General features: G+C 65.5%; 19 protein-coding genes and 1 tRNA gene. 8 read left to right on the top strand and 12 right to left on the bottom strand.

Annotation, left to right across the window (positions count from 1 at the left end):
• The first annotated feature begins 118 nt into the window (after positions 1-118).
• Entirely contained in the window at positions 119-1,267 is a 1,149-nt protein-coding gene (locus D619_RS0111350; RefSeq protein ID WP_017668714.1) for a serine hydrolase domain-containing protein, read from the top strand.
• Here D619_RS0111350 and hisD read toward each other — a convergent pair.
• The 8 genes from hisD to D619_RS0111310 all read right to left on the bottom strand — a co-directional run bounded on the left by hisD (position 1,264) and on the right by D619_RS0111310 (position 8,053).
• Positions 1,264-2,553, bottom strand: a complete 1,290-nt coding sequence (hisD, locus tag D619_RS0111345) for a histidinol dehydrogenase (RefSeq protein WP_017668713.1) — start codon at positions 2,551-2,553, stop codon at positions 1,264-1,266. The two genes, D619_RS0111350 and hisD, sit on opposite strands and share 4 nt — an antisense overlap.
• Positions 2,537-3,199, bottom strand: coding sequence for an ATP phosphoribosyltransferase (hisG, locus tag D619_RS0111340; protein ID WP_026090977.1), 663 nt, complete (start codon positions 3,197-3,199; stop codon positions 2,537-2,539). Before hisG ends, hisD begins: the two co-directional genes overlap by 17 nt.
• A 49-nt stretch (positions 3,200-3,248) precedes the next feature.
• On the bottom strand, positions 3,249-4,289 hold the full coding sequence (mmsB, locus tag D619_RS0111335) for a 3-hydroxyisobutyrate dehydrogenase (RefSeq protein ID WP_279379374.1): 1,041 nt from the start codon (positions 4,287-4,289) through the stop codon (positions 3,249-3,251).
• Positions 4,252-5,025 carry an enoyl-CoA hydratase gene (locus D619_RS0111330; protein WP_017668710.1) on the bottom strand — a complete coding sequence of 258 codons (774 nt, stop codon included), beginning with the start codon at positions 5,023-5,025 and terminating at the stop codon, positions 4,252-4,254. Before D619_RS0111330 ends, mmsB begins: the two co-directional genes overlap by 38 nt.
• On the bottom strand, positions 5,022-5,393 hold the full coding sequence (locus tag D619_RS0111325; protein WP_017668709.1) for a cupin domain-containing protein: 372 nt from the start codon (positions 5,391-5,393) through the stop codon (positions 5,022-5,024). The genes D619_RS0111330 and D619_RS0111325 overlap by 4 nt, the downstream gene beginning before the upstream one ends.
• Positions 5,394-5,396: 3 nt before the next feature.
• The gene (locus tag D619_RS0111320; RefSeq protein WP_017668708.1) at positions 5,397-6,893 is read right to left on the bottom strand and encodes a CoA-acylating methylmalonate-semialdehyde dehydrogenase; all 1,497 of its coding nucleotides are present in this window, start codon (positions 6,891-6,893) and stop codon (positions 5,397-5,399) included.
• Between the two features lie 48 nt (positions 6,894-6,941).
• Positions 6,942-7,901: a cation diffusion facilitator family transporter gene (locus D619_RS0111315; RefSeq protein ID WP_017668707.1), complete on the bottom strand. Its 960-nt coding sequence runs from the start codon at positions 7,899-7,901 to the stop codon at positions 6,942-6,944.
• Between the two features lie 77 nt (positions 7,902-7,978).
• Positions 7,979-8,053, bottom strand: a tRNA-Gly gene (locus D619_RS0111310).
• Between the two features lie 162 nt (positions 8,054-8,215).
• On the opposite strand from D619_RS0111310, the gene trxA reads away from it, so the two are divergent.
• Genes trxA through D619_RS0111295 form a run of 3 tightly spaced genes read left to right on the top strand, consistent with a single transcriptional unit; the run spans position 8,216 to position 9,974 of the window.
• Complete coding sequence (trxA, locus tag D619_RS0111305; protein ID WP_017668706.1) at positions 8,216-9,121, top strand: thioredoxin; 906 nt, start codon at positions 8,216-8,218, stop codon at positions 9,119-9,121.
• The gene (locus tag D619_RS0111300; protein ID WP_017668705.1) at positions 9,118-9,786 is read left to right on the top strand and encodes an LON peptidase substrate-binding domain-containing protein; all 669 of its coding nucleotides are present in this window, start codon (positions 9,118-9,120) and stop codon (positions 9,784-9,786) included. The genes trxA and D619_RS0111300 overlap by 4 nt, the downstream gene beginning before the upstream one ends.
• The gene (locus D619_RS0111295; protein ID WP_017668704.1) at positions 9,783-9,974 is read left to right on the top strand and encodes a Trm112 family protein; all 192 of its coding nucleotides are present in this window, start codon (positions 9,783-9,785) and stop codon (positions 9,972-9,974) included. The genes D619_RS0111300 and D619_RS0111295 overlap by 4 nt, the downstream gene beginning before the upstream one ends.
• A gap of 3 nt (positions 9,975-9,977) precedes the next feature.
• Here D619_RS0111295 and D619_RS0111290 read toward each other — a convergent pair whose 3' ends face one another.
• From D619_RS0111290 to D619_RS0111280, 3 genes are all read right to left on the bottom strand, one after another.
• Positions 9,978-11,783: an NAD(P)/FAD-dependent oxidoreductase gene (locus D619_RS0111290; RefSeq protein ID WP_017668703.1), complete on the bottom strand. Its 1,806-nt coding sequence runs from the start codon at positions 11,781-11,783 to the stop codon at positions 9,978-9,980.
• Positions 11,784-11,892: 109 nt separating this feature from the next.
• Complete coding sequence (locus D619_RS0111285) at positions 11,893-13,674, bottom strand: NAD(P)/FAD-dependent oxidoreductase (RefSeq protein ID WP_017668702.1); 1,782 nt, start codon at positions 13,672-13,674, stop codon at positions 11,893-11,895.
• Between the two features lie 48 nt (positions 13,675-13,722).
• On the bottom strand, positions 13,723-14,946 hold the full coding sequence (locus tag D619_RS0111280) for a UbiH/UbiF/VisC/COQ6 family ubiquinone biosynthesis hydroxylase (protein WP_017668701.1): 1,224 nt from the start codon (positions 14,944-14,946) through the stop codon (positions 13,723-13,725).
• Positions 14,947-15,124: 178 nt separating this feature from the next.
• On the opposite strand from D619_RS0111280, the gene D619_RS0111275 reads away from it, so the two are divergent.
• Positions 15,125-17,476, top strand: a complete 2,352-nt coding sequence (locus tag D619_RS0111275) for a DNA translocase FtsK (protein ID WP_152417423.1) — start codon at positions 15,125-15,127, stop codon at positions 17,474-17,476.
• On the opposite strand, the gene D619_RS0111270 is transcribed toward D619_RS0111275, so the two are convergent.
• Positions 17,473-18,228 (bottom strand): sulfite exporter TauE/SafE family protein, encoded by a 756-nt coding sequence (locus D619_RS0111270; protein ID WP_020480472.1) that lies wholly within the window; start codon positions 18,226-18,228, stop codon positions 17,473-17,475. The two genes, D619_RS0111275 and D619_RS0111270, sit on opposite strands and share 4 nt — an antisense overlap.
• A gap of 161 nt (positions 18,229-18,389) precedes the next feature.
• Here D619_RS0111270 and lptB point away from each other — a divergent pair, with 161 nt between their 5' ends.
• The 3 genes from lptB (at position 18,390) to D619_RS0111255 (ending at position 22,132) form a co-directional block, all read left to right on the top strand.
• Positions 18,390-19,163 carry an LPS export ABC transporter ATP-binding protein gene (gene lptB, locus D619_RS0111265; protein WP_017668698.1) on the top strand — a complete coding sequence of 258 codons (774 nt, stop codon included), beginning with the start codon at positions 18,390-18,392 and terminating at the stop codon, positions 19,161-19,163.
• An 18-nt stretch (positions 19,164-19,181) separates the two neighbouring features.
• Positions 19,182-20,684, top strand: coding sequence for an RNA polymerase factor sigma-54 (gene rpoN / locus D619_RS0111260; protein ID WP_017668697.1), 1,503 nt, complete (start codon positions 19,182-19,184; stop codon positions 20,682-20,684).
• A 101-nt stretch (positions 20,685-20,785) separates the two neighbouring features.
• The gene (locus tag D619_RS0111255) at positions 20,786-22,132 is read left to right on the top strand and encodes a M48 family metalloprotease (protein WP_017668696.1); all 1,347 of its coding nucleotides are present in this window, start codon (positions 20,786-20,788) and stop codon (positions 22,130-22,132) included.
• The last annotated feature ends 14 nt before the right edge of the window (positions 22,133-22,146 follow it).

Here is a 22,146-nt window from a genome sequence, read left to right as displayed (position 1 = left end):
CACCGAGCATGGACGAAAGGGCGCACTGACATCCCTCGAAATGCGGAAAATCTGTCAAAAGCGGAAGGGGCCGGGGGTGGGCATCTTCCCTAAGCTTGGCCGTAAAGGAGAGGCTGCCATGCTCGAACGGATCAAGACTGCACTCGAAACCACACTGGCCGCCGCCAACATTCCCGGCGCGGTGGCCGTGGTGGGCAACAGCAGCGGCACGCTCGCCGAAGTGGCCGTCGGCACCAAGGGCCCCGGTGGCCCGCCGCTGAGCCAGGACAATCTGTTCCAGATCGCCTCGATGACCAAGGCCATCGCCAGTATCGCCGCCATGCAATTGGTGGAACAGGGCCGGCTCAACCTTGATGATGATATCGGCACGCTGCTCCCCCAACTTGCCAACCCGGACGTGCTGGAAGGCTTTGACGACGCGGGCAAGCCGGTCACCCGCCCGGCCGCCGGGCCGATCACGCTCCGGCAGTTGCTGACCCACACCTCGGGCTTTGGCTATGAATTCATGTCGGCCGAGCTGACGCAATATCGCCTGCACAATCCGGCCATGCCGGGCAGCCTGGCCAGCCTGAAGGCGCCGTTGCTCGCCGATCCCGGCACCCGCTGGATTTATGGCATCTCCACCGATTGGGTGGGGCTGGCGGTGGAAGCCGCGTCGGGCATGAAACTGGGCGACTGGCTGACGCGCCATGTCACCGGGCCGCTGGGCATGAAGGATACGACATTTGGCTTCGATGATGCGGTGAAGGCGCGGCTTGTCCCGCTGCACGTGCGCACGCCCGATGGCGGCCTGATGCCCTTCCCCATCCATTTCGGCGGCGGCGACAAGGCCGAATATCAGGGCGCCGGTGGCGGGCTGGTCGCCTCGGCGCGCGATTATCTGCTCTTCTGCCGCATGATCCTCAATCGCGGCCAGCTGAACGGCGCGCGCATCCTGCGCCCCGAAACCGTCACCGACATGGCCAGCAACCAGGTGACCATGGCGGCCGGCCGCATGCCGACCAACCAGCCCGGATTCTCGACCGATTTCGATCTGTTCCCGATGATGGATTGCGGCTGGGGCCTTGGCTTCCTGATCAACCCGGAGCCCGGCCCCGATGGCCGCGCCGCCGGCAGCCTGGCCTGGGCCGGCGTTGCCAACAGCTATTACTGGATCGACCCCGAATCCGACATTGCCGCCATCCTGTGCATGCAGCATCTGCCGTTTGGCGAACCGGCAACGCTGGAAGTGCTGCGCGCCTTCGAACGGGCGGTGTACGGGCGCTAGATCAGGCGCAGCCGGATCGAGGCGGCGTGGGCGGCCAGGCCTTCGACATCGGCAATCGCCGCACCGGCGGGGCCAATGGCCGCCAGCCCCTGCGGGCCGCAATCGAGGAAGGTCGTGCGCTTCATGAAATCCACCACCGACAGGCCAGAGGCAAAGCGTGCCCGGCGCCCGGTGGGCAGCACGTGATTGGGGCCGGCGAGATAGTCGCCCGCCGCTTCCGGCGTGTGGCGGCCAAGGAACACCGATCCGGCGTGGCGCATCCGGTCGAACAGCGCATCGGGATCATCGACCATCAGTTCGGCATGTTCGGCAGCCAGGCGGTCAAGCAAGGGCAGGGCGGCATCGAGATCGGGCACGGTGATGATGGCACCGAAATCGCGCCATGAGGCCCCGGCCACGGCGGCGGTGGACAGGGTTTCCAGCTGACGGGCAACAGCGGCTTCCACCGCCTCGGCTTCGGCGGTCGACGTGGTGATCAGGATGGATTGCGCCACCGGATCATGTTCGGCCTGGGCCAGCAGATCGGCGGCGATCCAGTCGGGGTTGGACTGGCCGTCGGAGACGATGACGACTTCCGACGGCCCGGCCACCATGTCGATGCCGACCACGCCATAAAGCTGGCGCTTGGCTTCGGCGACGAAGGCGTTGCCGGGGCCGGTTATGACATCGACCCTGGGGATGTGCGCCGTGCCGAACGCCAGTGCCGCCACCGCCTGTGCGCCGCCGATGCGGAACACGCGGGAAACGCCGGCCACGCGCGCCGCGGCCAGCACCAGCGGATTGACGATGCCATCGGGGGTAGGCGTCACCATGATCAGATCGCGCACGCCAGCCACCACGGCGGGAATGGCGTTCATCAACACCGACGAGGGATAGGCGGCCCGCCCACCCGGCACATAAAGGCCCGCCGCATCGACCGGCGACCAGCGCACACCGGTGCGCACACCGGCATCGTCCACCGCATCGTTGCCTTGCGGCTTCTGCCGTTCGTGGAAGGCGCGGATGCGGGCGGCGGCGAGATCGAGAGCGGCGCGCAGTTCGGGCGCGAGGCCCGCCAGCGCCGCATCAAGATCGGCGGCGGGAATCTCCCAGCCGGCCGCATCCAGATCGACGCGATCAAACTTGGCGGTGAGTTCGGCCACGGCGGCATCGCCGCGCGCCTTCACCGCCGCGATGATGGCAGAGACTGTGGCCGACACATCGGCGGCATCGTCGCGCTTGGCATCGACCAGCGCCACAAAGGCCGCGGCAAAGCCGTCATCGCTCGCATCAAGCCGCTGCGGCATCGGACTTTTCCGTGAGGTCCCGCATGGCATCGATGATGGCGACGACCCGGCTGTCCGTCTTGAAGGCAGCGCGGTTGGCGATCAGCCGGCTGGTGATGTTGGCGATCACTTCCACTTCCACCAGGCCATTTTCGGCCAGCGTCTTGCCGGTGGACACCAGATCGACGATGCGGCTGGACAGACCAACCAGCGGCGCCAGTTCCATCGCACCATTCAGCTTGATCACCTCGGCCTGCAGCCCGCGCGCCGCAAAGTGCCGCCGGGTGAGGCCGGGATATTTGGTTGCCACCCGCACATGGCTCAGCCGCGACAGATCGGGATCGAGCGCGGCCGGCTGCGCGACAGACAGGCGGCAGTGGCCGATGCCGAGATCGACGGGGGCATAGATTTCGGAGAAGTCGAACTCCATCAGCACATCGTTGCCGGCAATGCCAAGCTGCGCCGCGCCAAAGGCCACGAACGTCGCCACATCGAAACTGCGCACCCGGATCACCCGCACATCATCGCGGCTGGTGGCAAAGGTCAGCTTGCGGCTGTTCTCGTCCGAAAAATCCGCTTCCGGCACGATACCGATATGCGCCAGCAGCGGCAGCGCTTCTTTCAGGATGCGGCCCTTGGGCAGGGCGATGATCAGCGGCGTCGTCATGATGCGGCGCGGCATAGCGCGGATGGCGGTGAAATGCCAACGCGGCAGATCAGCCGCGCAGCAGCCTGATGATGGACGAAAAATCGGCGCCGCCGCTGCCGTTGTTGACCAGCAACTGGTAGAGGCTTTCGGCGCTGGCGCCCATCGGGACACTGGCACCGGCGCCCTGTGCGGCCTCCATCGCCAGTTTCAGGTCCTTGAGCATCAGGGCGGCGGCAAAGCCCCCCTGGTAATCGCGGTTGGCCGGCGAGGTGGGGACAGGGCCGGGGACGGGGCAATAGCTGGTCATGCTCCACGACTGGCCGCTGGCCTTGGACGAGATATCGAAGAAGGTCTGCGCCTCCAGCCCCAGCTTCTCGGCCAGCACGAAGGCTTCGGCGGTGGCGATCATGGTGGCCCCCAGGATCATGTTGTTGCAGATCTTGGCGGCCTGGCCCATGCCCGGCCCGCCGGCGTGGATCACGGCCTTGCCCATTTTTTCCAATACCGGCTGCGCCAGCGCAAAGGCCGCATCCGGCCCACCGACCATGAAGGTGAGCGTGCCGCCATCAGCCGCCGCCGTGCCGCCCGACACCGGCGCATCCACCATCGCCAGGCCCTTGTGGGCAGCCGCTTCGCCCATGGCCTTGGCGGTGGCGACATCGATGGTGGAACAATCGATCAGCACGGCATGCGGCTGGGCGGCGGCGAACAATTCGCCTTCATAGGCAGCGCGGACATGGCTGCCCGCCGGCAGCATGGTAATGATGACGTCGGCACCCGCTGCAGCATCGGCAGCGCTGCTGGCCGCCGTCGCGCCGCCCGCCGTGACGCGTGCGAGGGCTTGCGCCGACAGGTCGAACGCCCAGATTTCATGGCCGGCCCTGAGCAGATTGAGGGCCATGCCGCCCCCCATGTTGCCGACCCCGATGAAGGCGATGATCGCCATTGTGCTCCCCTCCCTGCTTGCAGGGAGGGGCTGGGGGAGGGTAACTCCGTGCCGCCTGGTCCTGCGATTGGTGCATGTGGGGAGAACCCTCCCCCGGCCCCTCCCTTGCAGGGAGGGGAGACGCCTATTGCCCCGTCCAGTTGCCGGGCCGCTTTTCGACAAACGCCGCCATGCCTTCCTTCTGATCGGCGCTGCCGAACAGGCCGTGGAACAGCCTCCGCTCGAAACGCACGCCTTCCTTCAGGCTCATCTCGAACGCGGCGTCGATCTCTTCCTTCACCGCGATGCTGGCCAGCGGGGCCATGCCCGCAATCGTCTCGGCGAGCTTCAGCGCTTCATCGAGCAGCGTTTCCGTCGGCACAACGCGCGCCACCAGGCCGGAACGTTCGGCTTCGGCCGCGTCCATCATGCGTCCGGTCAGGCACATTTCCATCGCCTTGGCCTTGCCGATGGCGCGCACGAGGCGCTGCGATCCGCCCATTCCGGGCGTCACACCCAGCTTGATTTCCGGCTGGCCGAACTTCGCATTTTCCGTTGCAATGATGATGTCGGCCATCATTGCCAGTTCGCAGCCGCCGCCGAGCGCAAAGCCCGACACCGCCGCGATCCACGGCTTGCGGGTGGCGGTGACATGATCGTAGCCGGCGAAGAAATTGCCGCCATACATCTCGGCAAAGCTCTGCCCGCTCATTTCCTTGATGTCGGCACCCGCCGCAAAGGCCTTTTCGCTGCCGGTGATGACCAGGCAGCGCTGCGAGGCATCGGCATCATAGGCGGCAAAGGCGGCGATCAGATCGGCCAGCACCTGGGAGTTCAGCGCATTCAGCGCCTGCGGGCGATTGAGCCGCACCAGCGTGACAGCACCGCGTTGTTCGACAAGGATGGTTTCAAAGCTCATGTCGCGTCCTTTGCGGCAGCATAATCATCGGCACCAAGGAAGTGCAGCGAGACATAGGGTTCGTCGCCCACCACCCAACTGTCGTGGCCAGGCGGCACATGGAAGATGTCGCCGGCCTTCATCTCGACGATTCGGCCGTCGTCCATGGCGGCGGTGGCGCAGCCGGAAATCACCATGCCGACATGTTCGACATGGCAGGAGGTGGCACCGGTGGCCACGCCCACGTCATCCTTCCAGCACCAGCCCGGCTGATAGGTGGCACGACCGATGGTCATGCCGCCCAACCGCACGATCTCGAAGCGGCCCTTGGCGAATTCACGCACTTCATCGGGCTGCTCAAAGCGTTTCAGGATGACATCGGTGTCCATGTTTCACCCCATGGTCGGGATGACGAAGGCGCTGCCGCCATCCATGCCGCCATCCGGCCAGCGACCGGTGACCGTCTTGCGCTTGGTCCAGAACTGCACGCCTTCCATGCCGTGTTGGCCGATGTCGCCGAAGGCCGAACGCTTCCAGCCGCCAAAGCTGTGATAGGCCACCGGTACCGGGATCGGCACGTTGACGCCAACCATGCCGACATTCACCCGCGTCACAAATTCCCGCGCAGCGTGGCCGTTGCGGGTGAAGATGGCAACGCCGTTACCATATTGATGCTGGCTGGGGAGGGCGAGCGCACTTTCGAAATCCGGCGCACGCATGATCTGCAAGACGGGCCCGAAAATCTCGTCCTGATAGGATTTCATGTGCGGCTTCACATGATCGAACAGGGTCGGCCCGACGAAGAAGCCGCCTTCATGGCCCTGCAGCGTGAAACCGCGACCATCGACGACCAGTTCGGCGCCTTCATCGACACCCATCTGGATGTAGCTTTCGATGCGCGCCTTGTGGGCCGCCGTCACCACCGGGCCATAATCGGCGTCGGGGTCCGTGCTGATGCCGATGCGCAGCTTGCTGATGGCCGGCAACAGTTTGGCGCGCAAGGCGTTGGCGGTGTCTTCACCCACCGGCACCACCACGGGCAGCGCCATGCAGCGTTCGCCGGCACTACCGAAGGCCGCGCCGGCCAGATCGCGCACCACCTGATCGAGATCGGCATCGGGCATCACGATGGCGTGGTTCTTCGCCCCGCCCATGGCCTGCACCCGCTTGCCGCGCGCGCAGCCTTGGCTGTGGATATATTCGGCCACGTCCGATGAGCCGACAAAGCTGATCGCCGCGATATCGGGGTGCGCGATGATGGCGTCCACCATCTCCTTGTCGCCATTGACGACGCTGAAGATGCCATCGGGCAGGCCAGCATCGCGGAAGATATCACCCAGCAGGTGCGGCAGGGTGGGATCTCGTTCAGATGGCTTCAGGATGAAGGCGTTGCCGGTGGCGATGGCAACGCCGGCCATCCACATCGGGATCATCGCCGGGAAATTGAACGGGGTGATGCCGGCACCGATGCCGATCGGCTGGCGGAAAGCCCAGATGTCGATGCCGGGGCCGGCGCCATGGCTATATTCGCCTTTCAGCACATGCGGGATGCCACAGCAGAACTCGATCACTTCCAGCCCGCGCTGGATGTCACCGCGACTGTCAGCCAGCACCTTGCCATGTTCGGAACTGAGCACGCGGGCCAGTTCATCCATGCGGGCTTCGACCAGTTCCTTGAAGTTGAACATCACCCGGGCGCGGCGCTGCGGGTTGGTGGCCGCCCAGGCCGGCTGCGCGGCGCGGGCGGCGGCGACGGCCTGTTCCAGCAGGCCGGCCCCGGCAAGGCGGACTTCCGCCTGCACCTGGCCTGAATTGGGATCATACACCGGGCTGGTGCGGCTGCCGGCGGCCACGGGCGATCCGGCGATGTGATGGTCGATGATGCGCATGACGGATTTCCTACTCCGGCCGGCCGGCTGCTGCCACCCACCTTTGCATCAGTGCCGATGGCCGCCGCCGCAACCTTCGGGGAGCGCCTGCCGGCAATGATCGGCGCCGGTTTCAACCTGCAACGTGGCGTGGCCGATGTGGAACCGGTGATGCAGGGCGTGGGCGATATTGGCCAGCGCCTCGTCACCCGGGTGGCCGGCCGGCATCACCAGATGGGCGGTGAGCACGGCACCGGTGGTACCCTGCGGCCAGATGTGGAGATCGTGCACCGCCGCCACGCCGTCCAGCCCCTTGAGCCAATCGTTCACTGCGGCCGGCTCGATGCCCGGCGGCACCGCATCCAGCGCCAGCGCCAGCGATTCGGAAAGTAGCCCCCAGGTGCCGCGCAGGATCACGGCCGCCACGGCCAGGCCCAGCAGCGGATCGACCCAGGCCCAGCCGGTCTGGCGGATCACCAGCCCGCCGAGCACCACTGCGGCCGACACCCCGGCATCGGCCAGCATGTGCAAGTAAGCGCCGCGCACGTTCACATCCCCCTTTCGGCCGCGCATGAACAGCAGCGCCGTGCCGGTGTTCACGAGAACGCCAACCGCCGCGACCAGCATCACCACATCACCCGAAACCGGCAGTGGAGCGAGCAATCGGTGCACTGATTCGAAGATGATGCCGCCGCAGGCCGCCACCAGGATCAGCGCATTGGCCAGCGCCGCCAATATGGGGGAGCGCTGCAGCCCCCAGGTGTAGCGCGCGCTCGGCGCGCGGCGGGCCAGGGTGAGGCCACCCCAGGCAATCAGCAGGCCGGCAACATCCGACAGATTGTGCCCGGCATCGGCCAGCAGCGCCATCGAATCATACCAGAGCCCGGCCAGCGTCTCGATGGCGACATAGGCCAGATTGAGCACCACCCCGATGGCAAAGGCGCGGCCGAAATCCGGCGGCGCGTGGGCATGGCCGTGGCCATGATGATCATGGCCGCCCAGCGGATGGCTGTGGGCGTGGCTGTGCATGGCGGCTTTATGGGTCGCGCGGCGAGGCACCGCAATGAAAAAGGCGGCCCGGGCGGACCGCCTTTTCAGGCAACGACTGGAGCGGGTGAAGAGATTCGAACTCTCGACTTCAACCTTGGCAAGGTTGCGCTCTACCCCTGAGCTACACCCGCTCGCCGGTCGTTGAGGAGGGCGCGTCTAGCACCGGCCGCTTTGCCGGCGCAAGCCCCTTTTTTCCCGCAAGGTCTATCGAAGCCTGTGCGCAACCGCCGTCTTGGCAAACCGGCCCTCCACACCCCATATGGTCAAAAGCCAGAAAGTCCGGAGCATCACCCTTGGCCAGCATTCCCAACCCGGCCGCCGAAAAGGCCAGTATCGAAGCCTTCCGCCGCGACGTGATCGACGCGTCGAAGACGGCGCTTGTGCTCGTCGATTTCTGGGCAGAATGGTGCGGCCCGTGCAAGACGCTGGGGCCGGCGCTGGAAAAGCTCGTCGCCGCCCGCGCGCCCAAGGTCCAGCTGGTCAAGATCGATGTCGACAAGAACCAGGCATTGGCTGCCCAGTTCCGCATCCAGTCCATCCCCACCGTCTATGCCTTTCTGGATGGCCGCCCGGTCGATGGCTTCCAGGGTGCGCTGCCGGAAACACAGCTGGCGCAGTTCATCGATCGGTTGCTGGCCGGCGTGCCCGCCAGCGAAGACGAAGCTGCACTGGAAGAACAGATCGCCCAGTTGATCGTGGCGGCCGATGAAGCCACGGCGGCCGGCGCCCATGATGATGCCATCGCCATGCTGGGCGCAGTTGCCAACGAGATTCCCGAGCGCCACGACCTTGCCGCGCGGCTGGCGCTGGCCATGCTGGCTGCCGGCCGCAGCGAGGAGGCCGCCGCCGTGCTGGCGCAGCTGCCGGCCGACAGCAAGGACGAGCTGGTGATCCGCGCCCGCGCCGGGCTGGCGCTGGCTGCCGAAGCGCCGGCCGACGACGAACTGGCCGCTCTGATCGCCCAGGTGAACAAGGCCCCCGATGACCATGCCGCGCGATTCGAGCTGGCGGGTGCCCTTGCTGGGCGGGGCGACCGCGATGCAGCGGCCGAGCATCTGCTGGCCATCATCAAGGCCGATCGCACGTGGAACGAAGGCGCCGCGCGCGAGAAATTGCTGACCATGTTCGAAGCGGCGGGCCTCGCCGATCCATGGAGCATCAAGACCCGCGCCGCCTTGCGTGCCATCTGGTTTGCATGAGCGAGAGCGAAGCCCTTGAACCACTGCCGGCGGCCGTGCCGGTGTTCCCGCTCACCGGCGCCATATTGCTGCCGCGCGGATCGCTGCCGCTGAACATCTTTGAACCGCGTTATCTGGCGATGGTGCGCGACGCCATGGCCGCCACCGGCGCTGCCAACCGCATCATCGGCATGATCCAGCCCAAGGGGAAAGGTGATCCGCCGCCACTCTACAAGGTTGGTTGCCTGGGCCGCATCACCGATTATCGCGAGACCGACGATGGCCGCATCCTGATCGCGCTGGCCGGCATCAGTCGTTTCCGCGTGGGCGCTGAACTGGAGCGCGACACGCTCTATCGCCAGGTGATGACGGATTATCACGGCTTTGCCGATGATCGGCACGAGGAAGAATCGCTGGATGCCACCAGCCGCGCCAGCCTGGAGGAGGCATTGCGCCCCTATCTCGATGCGCGCGGGCTGGCCGCGGATTGGGATGCGGTGCAATCGGCTGATGACGAAGGGTTGGTGACAGCGCTGGCCGGCGCCCTGCCGTTTGATCCGCCCGAAAAACAGGCGCTGCTGGAAGCCCCGACCCTGGCTGATCGGGCGCAGACGCTGGCCACGCTGATGAGTTTTGCCGTGGGGCCCAATGGCATCGGGGGCAGCGGCGGCGGCCGTCTGCAATGAGCGGTTCCGCGCTCGATCCGCGCCTGCTGGCCCTGCTGGTCTGCCCGCAGACGAAACAGCCGCTGCGCCATGACCGGGAGCGTCAAGAGTTGGTCAACGACACCGCCGGGCTGGCCTATCCGATCCGCGACGGCGTGCCGATCCTGCTGGCCGACGCGGCGCGTGAGTTTTTGCCGGCGACGGGGTGAGGCTCAGCTGAAGGCCAGACCTGCAAAGTCGCCGCTGCGCCGCCAATTGTCGATATATTCGAAATAGGCCACCGACCCGAGCGGATAACCGCTGGGCAGAAAACCGGAGATATCGGCGCTGGTGCCTTCGAGATTATAATAGCCGGGCGTACATTCGGCGACCGCACCAACAAAGCTGGGCATTCCGGTCTTGATCAGCGCGACCCATTCGGCCTGCGCCTCCGCCGTCGGCTCAACGATGCGTTTGCCCGTGTCGCGCGCATGGCTGACCACGGCGGCAATGGTGTCGCCGGCATCAGTCCAATTGTGCGGCACGTTGGCGGCGAAATTGGCGGCCTGTGCGATCTGGACAATGAAGGCGTTGGGAAAGCCGTGCACATGCAGGCCGTGCAGCGTCTGCATGCCATCTGCCCAGGCTTCGGAAAGTCGCTTGCCGCCAACCCCGGCCATATCGAAACCGGCACGACGCTGGTGCGATGTGCCAACTTCGAAGCCCGACGCATAGATGATGCAATCCACTTCATAGTGGGTGCCGTTTACCCAGAAGCCGGTTTCATCAATGCGCTCGACACCCTTGCCGTCGGTATCGATCAGGTGGGTGCCCGGTTCGTTGAAAGCCTGCAGATAGGCATCGTGGAAGCAGGGTCGCTTGCACCATTGCCGATACCAGGCCTTCAGCTTTTCGGCGGTATTTTGATCGTGAACGATCGCTTCGGTACGGGCGCGGATTTCCGACATCTTCTCGATTTCGGCGTCTTCATACACTGCCAATATGCTGGCTGTGGTGATCTGGTCGGCCGGCAGGGTCAGGACGCGCTCGCGGATGCGGCCCATGATGTCGGTCCAGCCGTCCTGCACCAGATCTTCTTCCGGCGGTAACCCGATGGCGATATTGCGGGCGAAATTGTCGAGCCAGCGCTTCTGCCAGCCCGGTGTCGCGATGCTTTTGAACCACTCCGGGTCGGTCGGCGCGTTGCCGCGCGCATCGACCGATGACGGGGTGCGCTGCACCACATAGACGGTGCCACCGGCCCGGGCGAGGTGCGGCACAACCTGAACCGCGGTCGCGCCAGTGCCGATGATGGCCACACGCTTGTCTTTCAGTCTGTCCAGCGGTGCGCCGTTGGTGTCGCCGCCGGTGTACGCATAATCCCAGCGGCTGGTGTGGAAGCTGTGGCCCTTGAAACTGTCGATGCCCGGGATGCCAGGCAGCTTCGGGACATGCAGTGGCCCGGTACCGGTTGCGACATAATCTGCGGTGAACTTGTCGCCGCGGTCGGTGGTGATCACCCACACGCTGCGCGCTTCATCCCAAACGATATCGTCAACCCGGGTGTGGAACAGCGCCTTGTCATACAGGCCGAAGGTGCGGCCGATGCGGCGCGATTGCTCGAGGATTTCCGGCGCATGCGCATATTTCTCGGTCGGCATATGGCCGGTTTCTTCGAGCAGCGGCAGATAGATGATCGAGGCCGTGTCGCACTGGGCGCCGGGATAGCGGTTCCAGTACCAGTTCCCACCAAAATCACCGGCCTTGTCGATGATGCGCACATCGGTGATGCCGGCCTCGACCAGCCGGGCGCCAACGCACAGCCCGGCAAAGCCGCCGCCCACCATGGCGAAGGTAACATGATCGGTCAGCGGTGCCCGCGGCACCACCGGCATGTAGGGATCGTCGAGATAATGGGCATATTTGCCGGCGACCTCGACATATTGGTCGTTGCCGTCGGCACGTAGCCGCTTGTCGCGCTCGGCCTTGTAGCGGGCCAGAATGGCGTCCTTGTCGATTGTGGCGGCTGCGCTGGCCATGATCGTTCCGCTCCCCCTTTGATGACGGGAAGACTAGACGCGTTTGCCTTTGCGGATAGCTGACAGTTTTCCGGTTTCACCACGCGCGATCAAGCCGGCGACGGGGCGTTCAGCCGAAGCGCAGCCCCTTGAACTCGCCGCTGCTGCGCCAGCCCTTCATGTAACTGAAAAAGGCATTGGGCCCGGCCGGATAGCCAACGGCATATTTGGCCCGCTCGTCCATCGGCTGGCCTTCGTTGTTGTAGTAACCGGGCGTGCAATCCGGGTTGTTGGTCATCATGCCGGGATTGTTGAGCAGCAGCTTGACCCAGGCTTCCTGCGCCTCGGGATCAGGCTCCAGTGTGCTTAGGCCATGATCGGTCATGTGGCGCACGATGGCGGCGATGCTGGTGCCGGTTTCCATCCAGTTGTGCGGCACGTTGACCACGAAAGCCGCAGCCTGGGCAAATTGCACCAGGAACAAATTGGGAAAGCCGACGCTGTTCAAGCCGTGCAGCGTGCGCATGCCCGCTTCCCAAGCCTCCGAAAGCTTCTGGCCGCCCTTGCCCACCGGATCAAAGCCGGCGCGCTGCTCGGTGGGCGTGCCAACTTCAAAGCCGGTGGAATGGATGATGCAATCCACCTCGTAATGCGCATCGCCCACCCAGATGCCGGTTTCATCGATGCGGCTCACGCCCTGGCCATCGGTATCGACCAGCGTGACGCTGGGCCGGTTGAAGGCCTGCAGATAGGCATCGTGGAAGCATGGGCGCTTGCAAAGCTGGCGATACCAGGCCTGCAGCGCTTCGCCGGTCTTGCGGTCTTCCACCACGGTCATGGCGCGGTTGCGGATTTCCTCCATTTTCTCATGGTCGGCCATTTCCCAGGCCTTCATCATGTTGACCGGGTTCCATTCGGATGGCGGCAGGCTCATCACCCGGCTGCGGATGCGGCGTGACAGGTCGGTCCAGCCATCCTTCACCCAGTCTTCCGATGCGCCACCCATGCCGACATTGCCGGCGAAATTTTCCAGCCAGCGCGTCTGCCAGCCGGGCGTGGCGATGGACTTGAACCATTCGGGATCAATGGGTTCATTGGCACGCACGTCCACCGAAGACGGGGTGCGCTGGAACACGAACAAGTGGCCGGAATCCCGGGCCAGATGCGGCACGCACTGCACGGCGGTGGCGCCCGTACCGATGATGGCGACGCGCTTGCCCGCCAGCTTGTCCATCGGCGCACCTTCGGCGGAGCCGCCGGTATACTCATAATCCCAACGGCTGGTGTGAAACTGATGGCCCTTGAAGCGATCAATGCCGGGGATGCCGGGCAGTTTCGGCACGTTCAGCGGCCCAGTGCCAACCCCGACGAAATCCGCCGTGAACCGGTCGCCGCGGTCGGTCTCGATCACCCAGCGGCTGGCTGTTTCATCCCAGGTGCAACTGGTCACCTGGGTATGGAACAGCGCCTTTTCATAGAGGTTGAACGTCTGCGCGATCTTCCTGGCCTGGCCCTGGATTTCAGGGGCGTGAGCATATTTTTCGGTCGGGATATGCCCGGTTTCCTCCAGCAGCGGCATGTAGATGATGGAGGCCGTGTCGCACTGGGCGCCGGGATAGCGGTTCCAATACCAGGTGCCGCCGACATCGCCGCCGGCATCGATCAGGCGGAAATCCGTGATGCCGGCCTGTGCCAGCCGCGCACCCGTGCACAGCCCGGCAAAACCGGCGCCGACCATGGCAAAGCGCACATGATCGGTGACGGGCGCGCGCTCTTGCCGCGGCGTATAGGGATCGCCCAGCATTTGCGGGAAATGGGTGGCCGCCCGCACATATTGGGCGTTGCCATCGGGGCGCAGACGCTTGTCGCGTTCAATGCGGTATTTTTCGAGGAGAGCGTCACGATCGATCATGGAGGGCAACGTGTCGACAGCTTCGCATCGCTGCAACACTGCAATCTGCTAGACCAGTTCACCCTTCAGCAGCGCCGGCAACTTGCCCGTCTCGCCGCGGGCCTGATTCATGAAGAAGCGCTTCAGCGGCGGCAGGCGTTCAACGGTGGACAGGCCAAAACGGCGCACCAGGCTGGGGGTGCGGCCGGGGATGGCAAACAGGCGGTTGAGGCCATCGGTGACAGCGCAGACCAGGCTGTTGTCAAAGCGGCGCCACGCCGAGATTTGTGCCAGCACATCGGGGCTGCCGAGATCAAGCCCAGAGCGCGCCGCGTTGGTGAGCACTTCGGCGGCCGCCGCCACATCGCGGAAGCCCATGTTGAGGCCCTGCCCGGCAATCGGGTGGATGCCGTGCGCCGCGTCTCCCAGCAGCAGCAGGCGGGTATCGGTATAACGGGCGGCGTGGTGGTAGCCCAAGGGCCACACGGCTTGCGGTGCGATCACCTCGATCTCGCCCATGGTGCCATCGATGCGGGCAGCGATTTCGGCGGCAAGCTGCTTGCGGCCGAGTTTCTTCGCAGCCGCCATGTGCGTGCGGTCGATGGTCCACACGATGGCGGTGCGCGGGCGGCCATCATCGGTGTCGCGCATCGGCAGCAGCGCCAGCGGGCCCGACGGGTAGAAGAGTTCGCAGGCGATATTCTCGTGCGGCACCGTGTGCGCCACCATGGTGATCAGCGCGGCATGATCATATTGCCAGGTCGAAAGCGGGATGCCGGCGGCATCGCGGGTGGCGGAACGGCGGCCATCGCAGGCCACCACCAGCGGCGCCTTGAACCTGCGGCCATCGGCCAGGACAAGGGTGGCGGCATGATCATCGCGCGCCAGGCTGGCGACAGTGACGGGAGCCAGCAAGGTCACTTCCGGGCATTGCCGCACGGCGCGCAGCAGGCCGGTGCGCAGCCAGCGGTTTTCCACCATCGTGCCGAGCGGATCATTGCCCTCGCCGGCATCGAAGTGCAGGAACTGCGGGTGGGCGGCATCCGTCACGCGGATCTCGCGGATCGGGCAGCCGTGCGTATCGAGGATATCGCCCAGCCCCAGCGCCTGCAGCATGCGCGCCGACGCGCTGGCCACGGCAGTGGCGCGGCCATCGAAGGCCGGGAGGGTGGTCGCGTCCAGATCCTGCGCATCAACGACGATGCTCATCACCTCGTGCCTGGCCAGAGCCAGCGCCAGCGTGGCACCCACCAGGCCGCCACCGATGATGATCACGTCTGCATCCATCGTCATGCCGTGGTCCTAGCGCAACGCGGCGATTCCCCCAAGCGGGACATGATGTCCGGGGCGGAGGTGGTTTTGCCAAGACTATGCTTGACCGGAGTCATGGCCTGATTCATTTTAGGGGCGTGCCCAAATGGTGAACATCCTGCGGGCGTCGAACTTGTCCCCCGCGAAAGGCGCAACCGCCATGGCCACTCGGGCAGCAACTGCCCCCAAGCGCAGCCGCTCCGGCGGGCCCGTGTGGCTGGTGCGGCTGCGCGTGGCGCTGGTGCTCGGGCTGCGGGTGGCTGTTCGTATCGCGGCCGGCCTTGCCGTGGCGCTGATCGGCGTGGCGCTGGTGCTGGCGCTGCTGAGCTATTCGCCGGCTGATCCTTCGTTCAACACCGCCACCGCGCGCGATGCCGGCAACTGGATGGGCAGTGTCGGCGCTCATGTCGCCGATCTGCTGCTGCAACTGGCCGGGTGGCCGATGCTGCTGCTCAGCCCCGCGCTGGTGCTGGCCGGATGGCGCGTGGCGCGCGAGGAAGACGTACCGGTTGCGCGCATGGCCGGTGCCAGCCTGGGCGGCGTGGTGCTGTTGTCGCTGGCCGCGGGCGGCTTTGGCCTTTCAGACTTGGGGGCGCCGGCTGGTCCGGGCGGTTTGCTGGGCCAGGGCCTGGCGGCCGCCGCCGCCAGTGCCGAAGCCATTCCGGAACTGGCCGATGTATCGGTGGGCAGCTTCTTGGCCATATTGCTGGCACCACTGGGGCTGGCGCTGCTGGCCTGGGGCAGCGCCATCAGCCGCGAAGCCGTGGGCGATGCCATCGCTGCCGGCCAGCGCCTGTGGAACCCGGATACCGAAGCCGAACCCGGCAGCCTGAACCTGCCCAAGCCGACGCGCCCGCGCCCGAAGGCCGAAGCCGAATTGACCACCGATCCCGAACCCGGCCCGCTGGTGGTGCTGGAGCGGCCAGAGCGGCCCAGCCGCAGCGGGCGTGACGTGCGCGACAAGCAGAAGTCGCTCGATCTGGGCGATGCCGCCGTGCTGCCCGGGCTGGATCTCTTGGCGCCGCCGCCTTCTGCGCCGCGCGCCCGCATCGATGCCGCGGCGCTGGAACAGAATGCCCGGTTGCTGGAAGGCGTGCTGGAAGATTTCGGCGTGCGCGGCCGCATCGGCGAAGTGCGCCCCGGCCCGGTTGTCACCATGTATGAGCTGGAACCGGCGCCGGGCATCCGCGCCAGCCGGGTGATCGGCCTCGCCGACGACATCGCCCGTTCGATGAGCGCGCAATCGGCACGAGTCGCCGTGGTGCCGGGCAAGAACGTGATCGGCATCGAATTGCCCAACCCGGTGCGCGAAACGGTGTCGCTGTCGGAACTTTTGGGCAGCGCCGATTTCGACAGCAAGTCCGTCACCCTGCCGCTGGTCCTGGGCAAGGATATCGCCGGCGTGCCGGTGGTCGCCGATCTGGCGCCGATGCCGCATCTGCTGATCGCTGGCACCACCGGTTCGGGCAAGTCCGTCGGCCTCAACGCCATGATCCTGTCGCTCTTGTATCGCATGACGCCGGCGCAGTGCCGGTTGATCATGATCGATCCCAAGATGCTGGAACTGAAGATGTATGACGGCATCCCGCATCTGCTGGCGCCCGTCGTCGTCGATCCGCCCAAGGCCATCCGCGCGCTGAAATGGGCGGTGGAGCAGATGGAAGATCGCTATCGCAAGATGAGCGAATTGAACGTCCGCAGCCTCGCCAGCTTCAACCAGAAGGTGAAGGAAGCCCAGGCCGCCGGCAAACCGTTCGTGCGCCGCGTCCAGACCGGGTGGGACCCGGAAACCGAAATGCCGATCATCGAGGAGGAAGTGCTCGATTTCGAGCCGATGCCGCTGATCGTGGTGGTCGTCGACGAACTGGCCGATCTGATGATGACGGCCGGCAAGGAAGTCGAATTCCTGATCCAGCGCATCGCCCAGAAGGCGCGCGCCGCCGGCATCCACCTCATCATGGCGACGCAGCGCCCGTCGGTGGACGTGATCACCGGTGTCATCAAGGCCAATCTGCCCACCCGCATCAGTTTCCAGGTAACCAGCAAGATCGACAGCCGCACCATTTTGGGCGAACCCGGCGCCGAGCAGTTGCTGGGCAAGGGCGACATGCTTTGGATGGCTGGCGGCAAGCTGGTGCGCGTGCACGGACCGTTCGTTTCGGATGGCGAAGTAGAGGCCGTGGCCGATTTCTGGCGCGCCCAAGGCGTGCCGGACTATGTTGAAGCTGTTACCGAAGAGCCGGCCGATATGGATGGCCAGCTCGATCTGGCCAGCGCCGGCCTGACTGGCGGCCGCGGCGGCGACGAGGAAGCCGATGTGTATGCCAAGGCCATCGACGTGGTGGCGAAGGCACAGAAGGCCAGCACCAGCTTTATCCAGCGCCATCTGCGCATCGGCTACAACAACGCCGCCCGCCTGATCGAGCGGATGGAGCAGGATGGTTTTGTTTCGCGTCCGGATCATGTCGGCCGGCGGGAAGTGCTGATCGACGAGTTCGGCCAGCGCCGCTAGGCGCGCAGGAACAGCCCGACTGTGAGACCAAGCCCGATAAGGATCACGGCGATTTTCAGGGCCTTTTCCGGCACCACTGCCAGCGCCTTGGCACCCACGTAACCGCCGGCCATCGCGCCAGCACCCACCACCAGCGCATGCAGCCACGCGACATTGCCGGTCAGCGCGAACAGGATGGCGGCCGTGGTGTTGGACAGGGAGACCAGCACATTCTTGGTGCCGCCGGCGTTGCGCACCGGCAGGCCGGCGATAGTGAGGCTGGCCAGCGTCATGATGCCGGCGCCGCCGCCGAAGAAGCCGCTATAGATGCCGATCGTGGATTGGGTGAGCACCGTCACCCAGGCCGGCGGTGGCGGACGGTCGGCAGATTTCTTCGGGCCGAAACTGCCCCAGGCAAAGACGGCCGTGGCGAGCAGCACCAGCCACGGCACCATGGCGGCAAAGACGCGGGTGGGCGTTGCATTGAGCAGCAGCGCACCCGCCACGCCGCCTGTGAGCGCAATGGCGGCCAGCGCCTTGAACGACAGGCGTTCGGCCCCGGCGACCAGCTTGCGGCCAGCAATGCCGGTGGTGATCTGGCCAGGGAACAGCGCCATGGTGGAGGTGATATTGGCCAGTTTCGGATCCAGCCCGGCGGCAATCAGGGCCGGCAAGGTGATGAAACTGCCGCCCCCGGCCAGCGCATTCTGGGCGCCCGCCCACAGGCCCGCGCCCAGCAGCAAAGCCAGCATGGCAGGATCGGATAAGAGCATCGTCGCGCCCATGATGGCTGGGGCTGTTCCCGGAAAAGCGCCGGATTGGCAACAGAAATCACGGGCTTCGCCGCAGAGCCGTCTTGGCGCGACGCTGCTTTCACGATAGTTTGCGCGCCGACATGCAAATTTCGCGCCAATTGGCGGGAGCAGATTCGATTATGGCCGATACAGAAGTGATGGAGCAGCAGGAAGTGGCAGGCGGCCCCGTGCTGCGCGGCCTGTCGGTCGATGGCATCGGCAAGAAATATGACAAGCGGGTCGTGTTGCGCGATGTCTCGCTTTCGGTGCGGCGCGGCGAGGTTGTTGGCCTGCTGGGCCCCAATGGCGCCGGCAAGACCACCTGTTTCTATTCAATCATGGGCCTGGCCATGCCGGATTCGGGCCGCATCCTGCTCGACGGCCACGATATCACCGGCCTGCCCATGTATCGCCGGGCAGCGCTGGGCCTGGGCTATCTGCCGCAGGAAACCAGCATCTTCCGCGGCATGACCGTGGAACAGAACATCATGGCCGTGCTGGAAGTGGCCGAGCCCAACAGCGCCGCCCGTTCAGCACGGCTGGAGGAATTGCTGGGCGAATTCAACATCACCCGCCTGCGCGCCGCCCCGGCCATGGCGCTTTCGGGCGGGGAGCGGCGGCGGGTCGAAATCGCCCGCGCGCTGGCCGCCAACCCGTCGATCATGCTGCTCGATGAGCCGTTTGCCGGCATCGATCCCATCTCCATCGCCGATATTCGCGCCTTGGTGGTGCAGTTGCGCGCCCGCGATATCGGCGTGCTGATCACCGATCACAACGTGCGCGAAACACTGGAAATCGTGAACCGCGCCTGCATCATCTATGATGGTCGCGTGCTGTTCGAAGGCACGCCGGAAGCGCTGGTGGCCGATGAAACCGTGCGCCGCGTCTATCTGGGCGAGGATTTCAGCCTGTGAGGCTGATGAGCGCCTGACATGGGTTTGGGGCCGCGCCTTGAACTGAGGCAATCCCAGCAGCTGGTGATGACGCCGCAGCTTCAGCTGGCGATCAAGCTGCTGACGCTGACCAATGTCGAACTGGAAGGCTGGATCGCCGAGGAACTGGAACGCAATCCGCTGCTGGCCAGTGGCGACGCCGCCGAACCGCAGGAACCGGCCGGGCCAAGCGGGGTGGACGCGCCGCCCGATGCCCTGCCCGCCTTTGACGATGCCAGCAGCGCCGGGCTGGAAACCTTGCTGCGCGATGGCATCGGGGGCGGCGACAGCCCGCTGGAAGCGGATTACACGGGTGAGCGTTTTCACCATGACTGCGGTTCCGATCAGCCCGCTGATTGGGGCGAACGCGTCGTGCAAGCCGGCGGCGCGGACGACGGCCCGGATTTCGAGCGCATGGCCGGCGGCGAGGCCAGCCTGTCCGAGGTACTGGAAGCCCAGGCCAGCGCTGCCTTCGATGGCATTGATCTCGCCATCGCCCGCTTCATCATCGATGGGCTGGATGAATGCGGCTATCTGGCCGAACCGGTGGACGAAATTGCCGACCGGCTCGATGTGCCACCGGCGCAGGTGGAATCGGTGCTGGGCCGCGTGCAGATGTTCGATCCGGTTGGCGTGGCAGCGCGCAGCCTGTCGGAATGCCTGATCGCCCAGGCCCGCGCCGCCGATCGCTGCGACCCGGCCATGGAGAAATTGCTGAACAATCTCGACATGGTGGCGCGCGGCGATCTTCATGGCCTCACCCGCCTGTGCAAGCTGGAGCGCGAGGATATCGTGGACATGATCCACGAGCTGAAACGCTATGACCCCAAGCCCGGCCTGCGCTATGGCGGCGAACAGGCGACGCCGGTGGTGCCCGATGTGTTCGTGACGCGCGGAGCCGATGGCAGCTGGCAGATCAGCCTCAATCAGGCCACGCTGCCGCGCCTGATCATCGATCGCGACTATCACGCCGAACTCGCCGCCGGCGCAGACAAGGCAACCAACGGCTTTCTCAACGAATGCGTGGCCAGCGCCAACTGGCTGCTGAAGGCGCTCGATCAACGCGCCCGCACCATCATCCGCGTCGCCACCGAGATCGTGCGCCTGCAACAGGGCTTTTTCGAAAACGGCGTCAGCCACCTGAAGCCGCTCACCCTGCGCCAGGTAGCCGAATTCATCGAAATGCACGAATCCACCGTGAGCCGGGTGACCAGCAACAAATATCTGCTGTGCGAACGCGGCCAGTTCGAACTGAAATTCTTCTTCACGTCCGGCGTCGGCTCCGGCGACGGCGAGGCGGCGTCGGCGCTGGCCGTGAAGGACCGCATCGCCCGGCTGATTGCAGCGGAAGGCGACGACGTGCTGTCGGATGACAAGCTGGTCGAGCTGCTGATCGGCGAGGGCTTCGACATTGCCCGTCGCACCGTGGCCAAATATCGTGAGGCGTTGGGGCTGGGATCATCCGTGCAACGCCGGCGGGCGCGGGCGCTGCGCGCGGCTTGAAAAAGGCGGGCCTCCGGCGGGCAGGGGCTCATCCCTGCACCCGTTTGTTGTGGCCGCACCCCTTCACCGCAAGTTCAACTATGCTAGGCAAGGGAAGACGCATGCGCATCCTTGTTTCCTTGCTGGCGCTGGCCCTGGCGCTGCTTCCTGGCCCGGCATGGGCGCAGTCCATCCTGCGTGATGCCGAGACGGAGGCTTTTTTCCGCGAGATTTCACGGCCGCTGGTCGATGCGGCAGGGCTTGATCCGCGCAGCGTGCAGTTCGTGCTGGTAGGTGATCCGAGCATCAACGCCTTTGTGACCGGCGGGCAGAACGTGTTCATCCATTCCGGCCTGATCACAGCGGCTGACAATGTGAACGAGCTGCAGGGCGTGATCGCGCACGAACTGGGCCACATCGCGGCTGGCCACAATGTGCGGTTTGGCGAAGGTGCCGGTCCGGCCAGCCGCATCTCGCTGCTCAGCCTGGTGGGGGCGGCGCTGGCGGTCGCGGCCGGGGCGGGAGAGGCTGGCATGGCGATCCTGGGCCTCGGCACGGCGGCGGCGCAGGGCAAGTTCCTTGCCTTTACCCGCGATCAGGAAAGCCGCACCGATCAGGCAGGCGCGGTGTTCCTGTCGAAGGCCGGGATTTCGGGGCGTGGCAGCATCGAATTTTTCCGCAAGTTGCAGGGACAGGAATTCCGCCTCGCCATCCCGCAGGACAATGAATATGCGCGCACCCACCCGCTGTCGTCCACGCGCGTTGCCAATCTGATTGCGGTTTACGAGAAGGACCCGGCCTGGAACACTCCGCCCGACAAGGCGCTGCAGGCCAAGTTCGAACGCATCAAGGGCAAGCTGGTCGGCTTTGTTGAAGAACCGCCGCGGGTGATGCAGCAATATCCCGAAGGCACCAACACGGCCGCCGCGCTCTATGCCCGCGCCTATGCCTGGCATCGTTCTGGCCATCCCGATCAGGCCATGATGGAAGCGGCGAAACTGGTCGCGCTCAACCCCAACGACCCCTATTTCCTCGAACTGGAAGGCCAGATCTTGCTGGAATCGGGCAAGGTGGAGGAAAGCCTGCCGCTGCTGCGCCGCGCGGTGGATCGCGCGCCGTTCGAACCGATGATCATCACCCTACTCGGCCATGCGCTGGTGACCAGTGAAGACCCCAAGCTGCAAGCCGAGGCGGAGCCGCTGTTGCGCAAGGCCGTGAGCTTGGACCGGGAGAACCCCTTCACCTGGTACCAATTGGGCGTGATCTATGATCGGCGCGGCGACAAGCCACGCGCCGCACTGGCGGCCGCCGAGCGCTTCAGCCTGGAAGGCAATGCCATGGGCGCGATGATGAATGCCCGACTGGCACGGGCAGGCTTGCCGACAGGGACGCCCGACTTTATCCGGGCAGACGATATCATGCTGGTGGCCGGCGATGCGCTGGAACAGCAGAAGCGCAAGAAGAGGTGATGATGGCGGGATTC

It is taken from the genome of Sandarakinorhabdus sp. AAP62, assembly GCF_000331225.1.
Lineage (GTDB): Bacteria > Pseudomonadota > Alphaproteobacteria > Sphingomonadales > Sphingomonadaceae > Sandarakinorhabdus.
This window is presented reverse-complemented; position numbering and strand designations above follow the sequence as displayed.

Bases quoted from the DNA above. Each gene is read 5' to 3' on its own strand.
- D619_RS0111330 (WP_017668710.1), bottom strand. From the start codon at position 5,025: ATGAGCTTTGAAACCATCCTTGTCGAACAACGCGGTGCTGTCACGCTG.
- D619_RS0111350 (WP_017668714.1), top strand. From the start codon at position 119: ATGCTCGAACGGATCAAGACTGCACTCGAAACCACACTGGCCGCCGCC.
- D619_RS0111300 (WP_017668705.1), top strand. From the start codon at position 9,118: ATGAGCGAGAGCGAAGCCCTTGAACCACTGCCGGCGGCCGTGCCGGTG.
- D619_RS0111320 (WP_017668708.1), bottom strand. From the start codon at position 6,893: ATGCGCATCATCGACCATCACATCGCCGGATCGCCCGTGGCCGCCGGC.
- D619_RS0111275 (WP_152417423.1), top strand. From the start codon at position 15,125: ATGGCCACTCGGGCAGCAACTGCCCCCAAGCGCAGCCGCTCCGGCGGG.
- D619_RS0111290 (WP_017668703.1), bottom strand. From the start codon at position 11,783: ATGGCCAGCGCAGCCGCCACAATCGACAAGGACGCCATTCTGGCCCGC.
- D619_RS0111285 (WP_017668702.1), bottom strand. From the start codon at position 13,674: ATGATCGATCGTGACGCTCTCCTCGAAAAATACCGCATTGAACGCGAC.
- lptB (WP_017668698.1), top strand. From the start codon at position 18,390: ATGGCCGATACAGAAGTGATGGAGCAGCAGGAAGTGGCAGGCGGCCCC.
- D619_RS0111270 (WP_020480472.1), bottom strand. From the start codon at position 18,228: ATGCTCTTATCCGATCCTGCCATGCTGGCTTTGCTGCTGGGCGCGGGC.
- hisG (WP_026090977.1), bottom strand. From the start codon at position 3,199: ATGACGACGCCGCTGATCATCGCCCTGCCCAAGGGCCGCATCCTGAAA.
- D619_RS0111325 (WP_017668709.1), bottom strand. From the start codon at position 5,393: ATGGACACCGATGTCATCCTGAAACGCTTTGAGCAGCCCGATGAAGTG.
- D619_RS0111280 (WP_017668701.1), bottom strand. From the start codon at position 14,946: ATGACGATGGATGCAGACGTGATCATCATCGGTGGCGGCCTGGTGGGT.
- rpoN (WP_017668697.1), top strand. From the start codon at position 19,182: ATGGGTTTGGGGCCGCGCCTTGAACTGAGGCAATCCCAGCAGCTGGTG.
- hisD (WP_017668713.1), bottom strand. From the start codon at position 2,553: ATGCCGCAGCGGCTTGATGCGAGCGATGACGGCTTTGCCGCGGCCTTT.
- D619_RS0111295 (WP_017668704.1), top strand. From the start codon at position 9,783: ATGAGCGGTTCCGCGCTCGATCCGCGCCTGCTGGCCCTGCTGGTCTGC.
- D619_RS0111315 (WP_017668707.1), bottom strand. From the start codon at position 7,901: ATGCACAGCCACGCCCACAGCCATCCGCTGGGCGGCCATGATCATCAT.
- D619_RS0111255 (WP_017668696.1), top strand. From the start codon at position 20,786: ATGCGCATCCTTGTTTCCTTGCTGGCGCTGGCCCTGGCGCTGCTTCCT.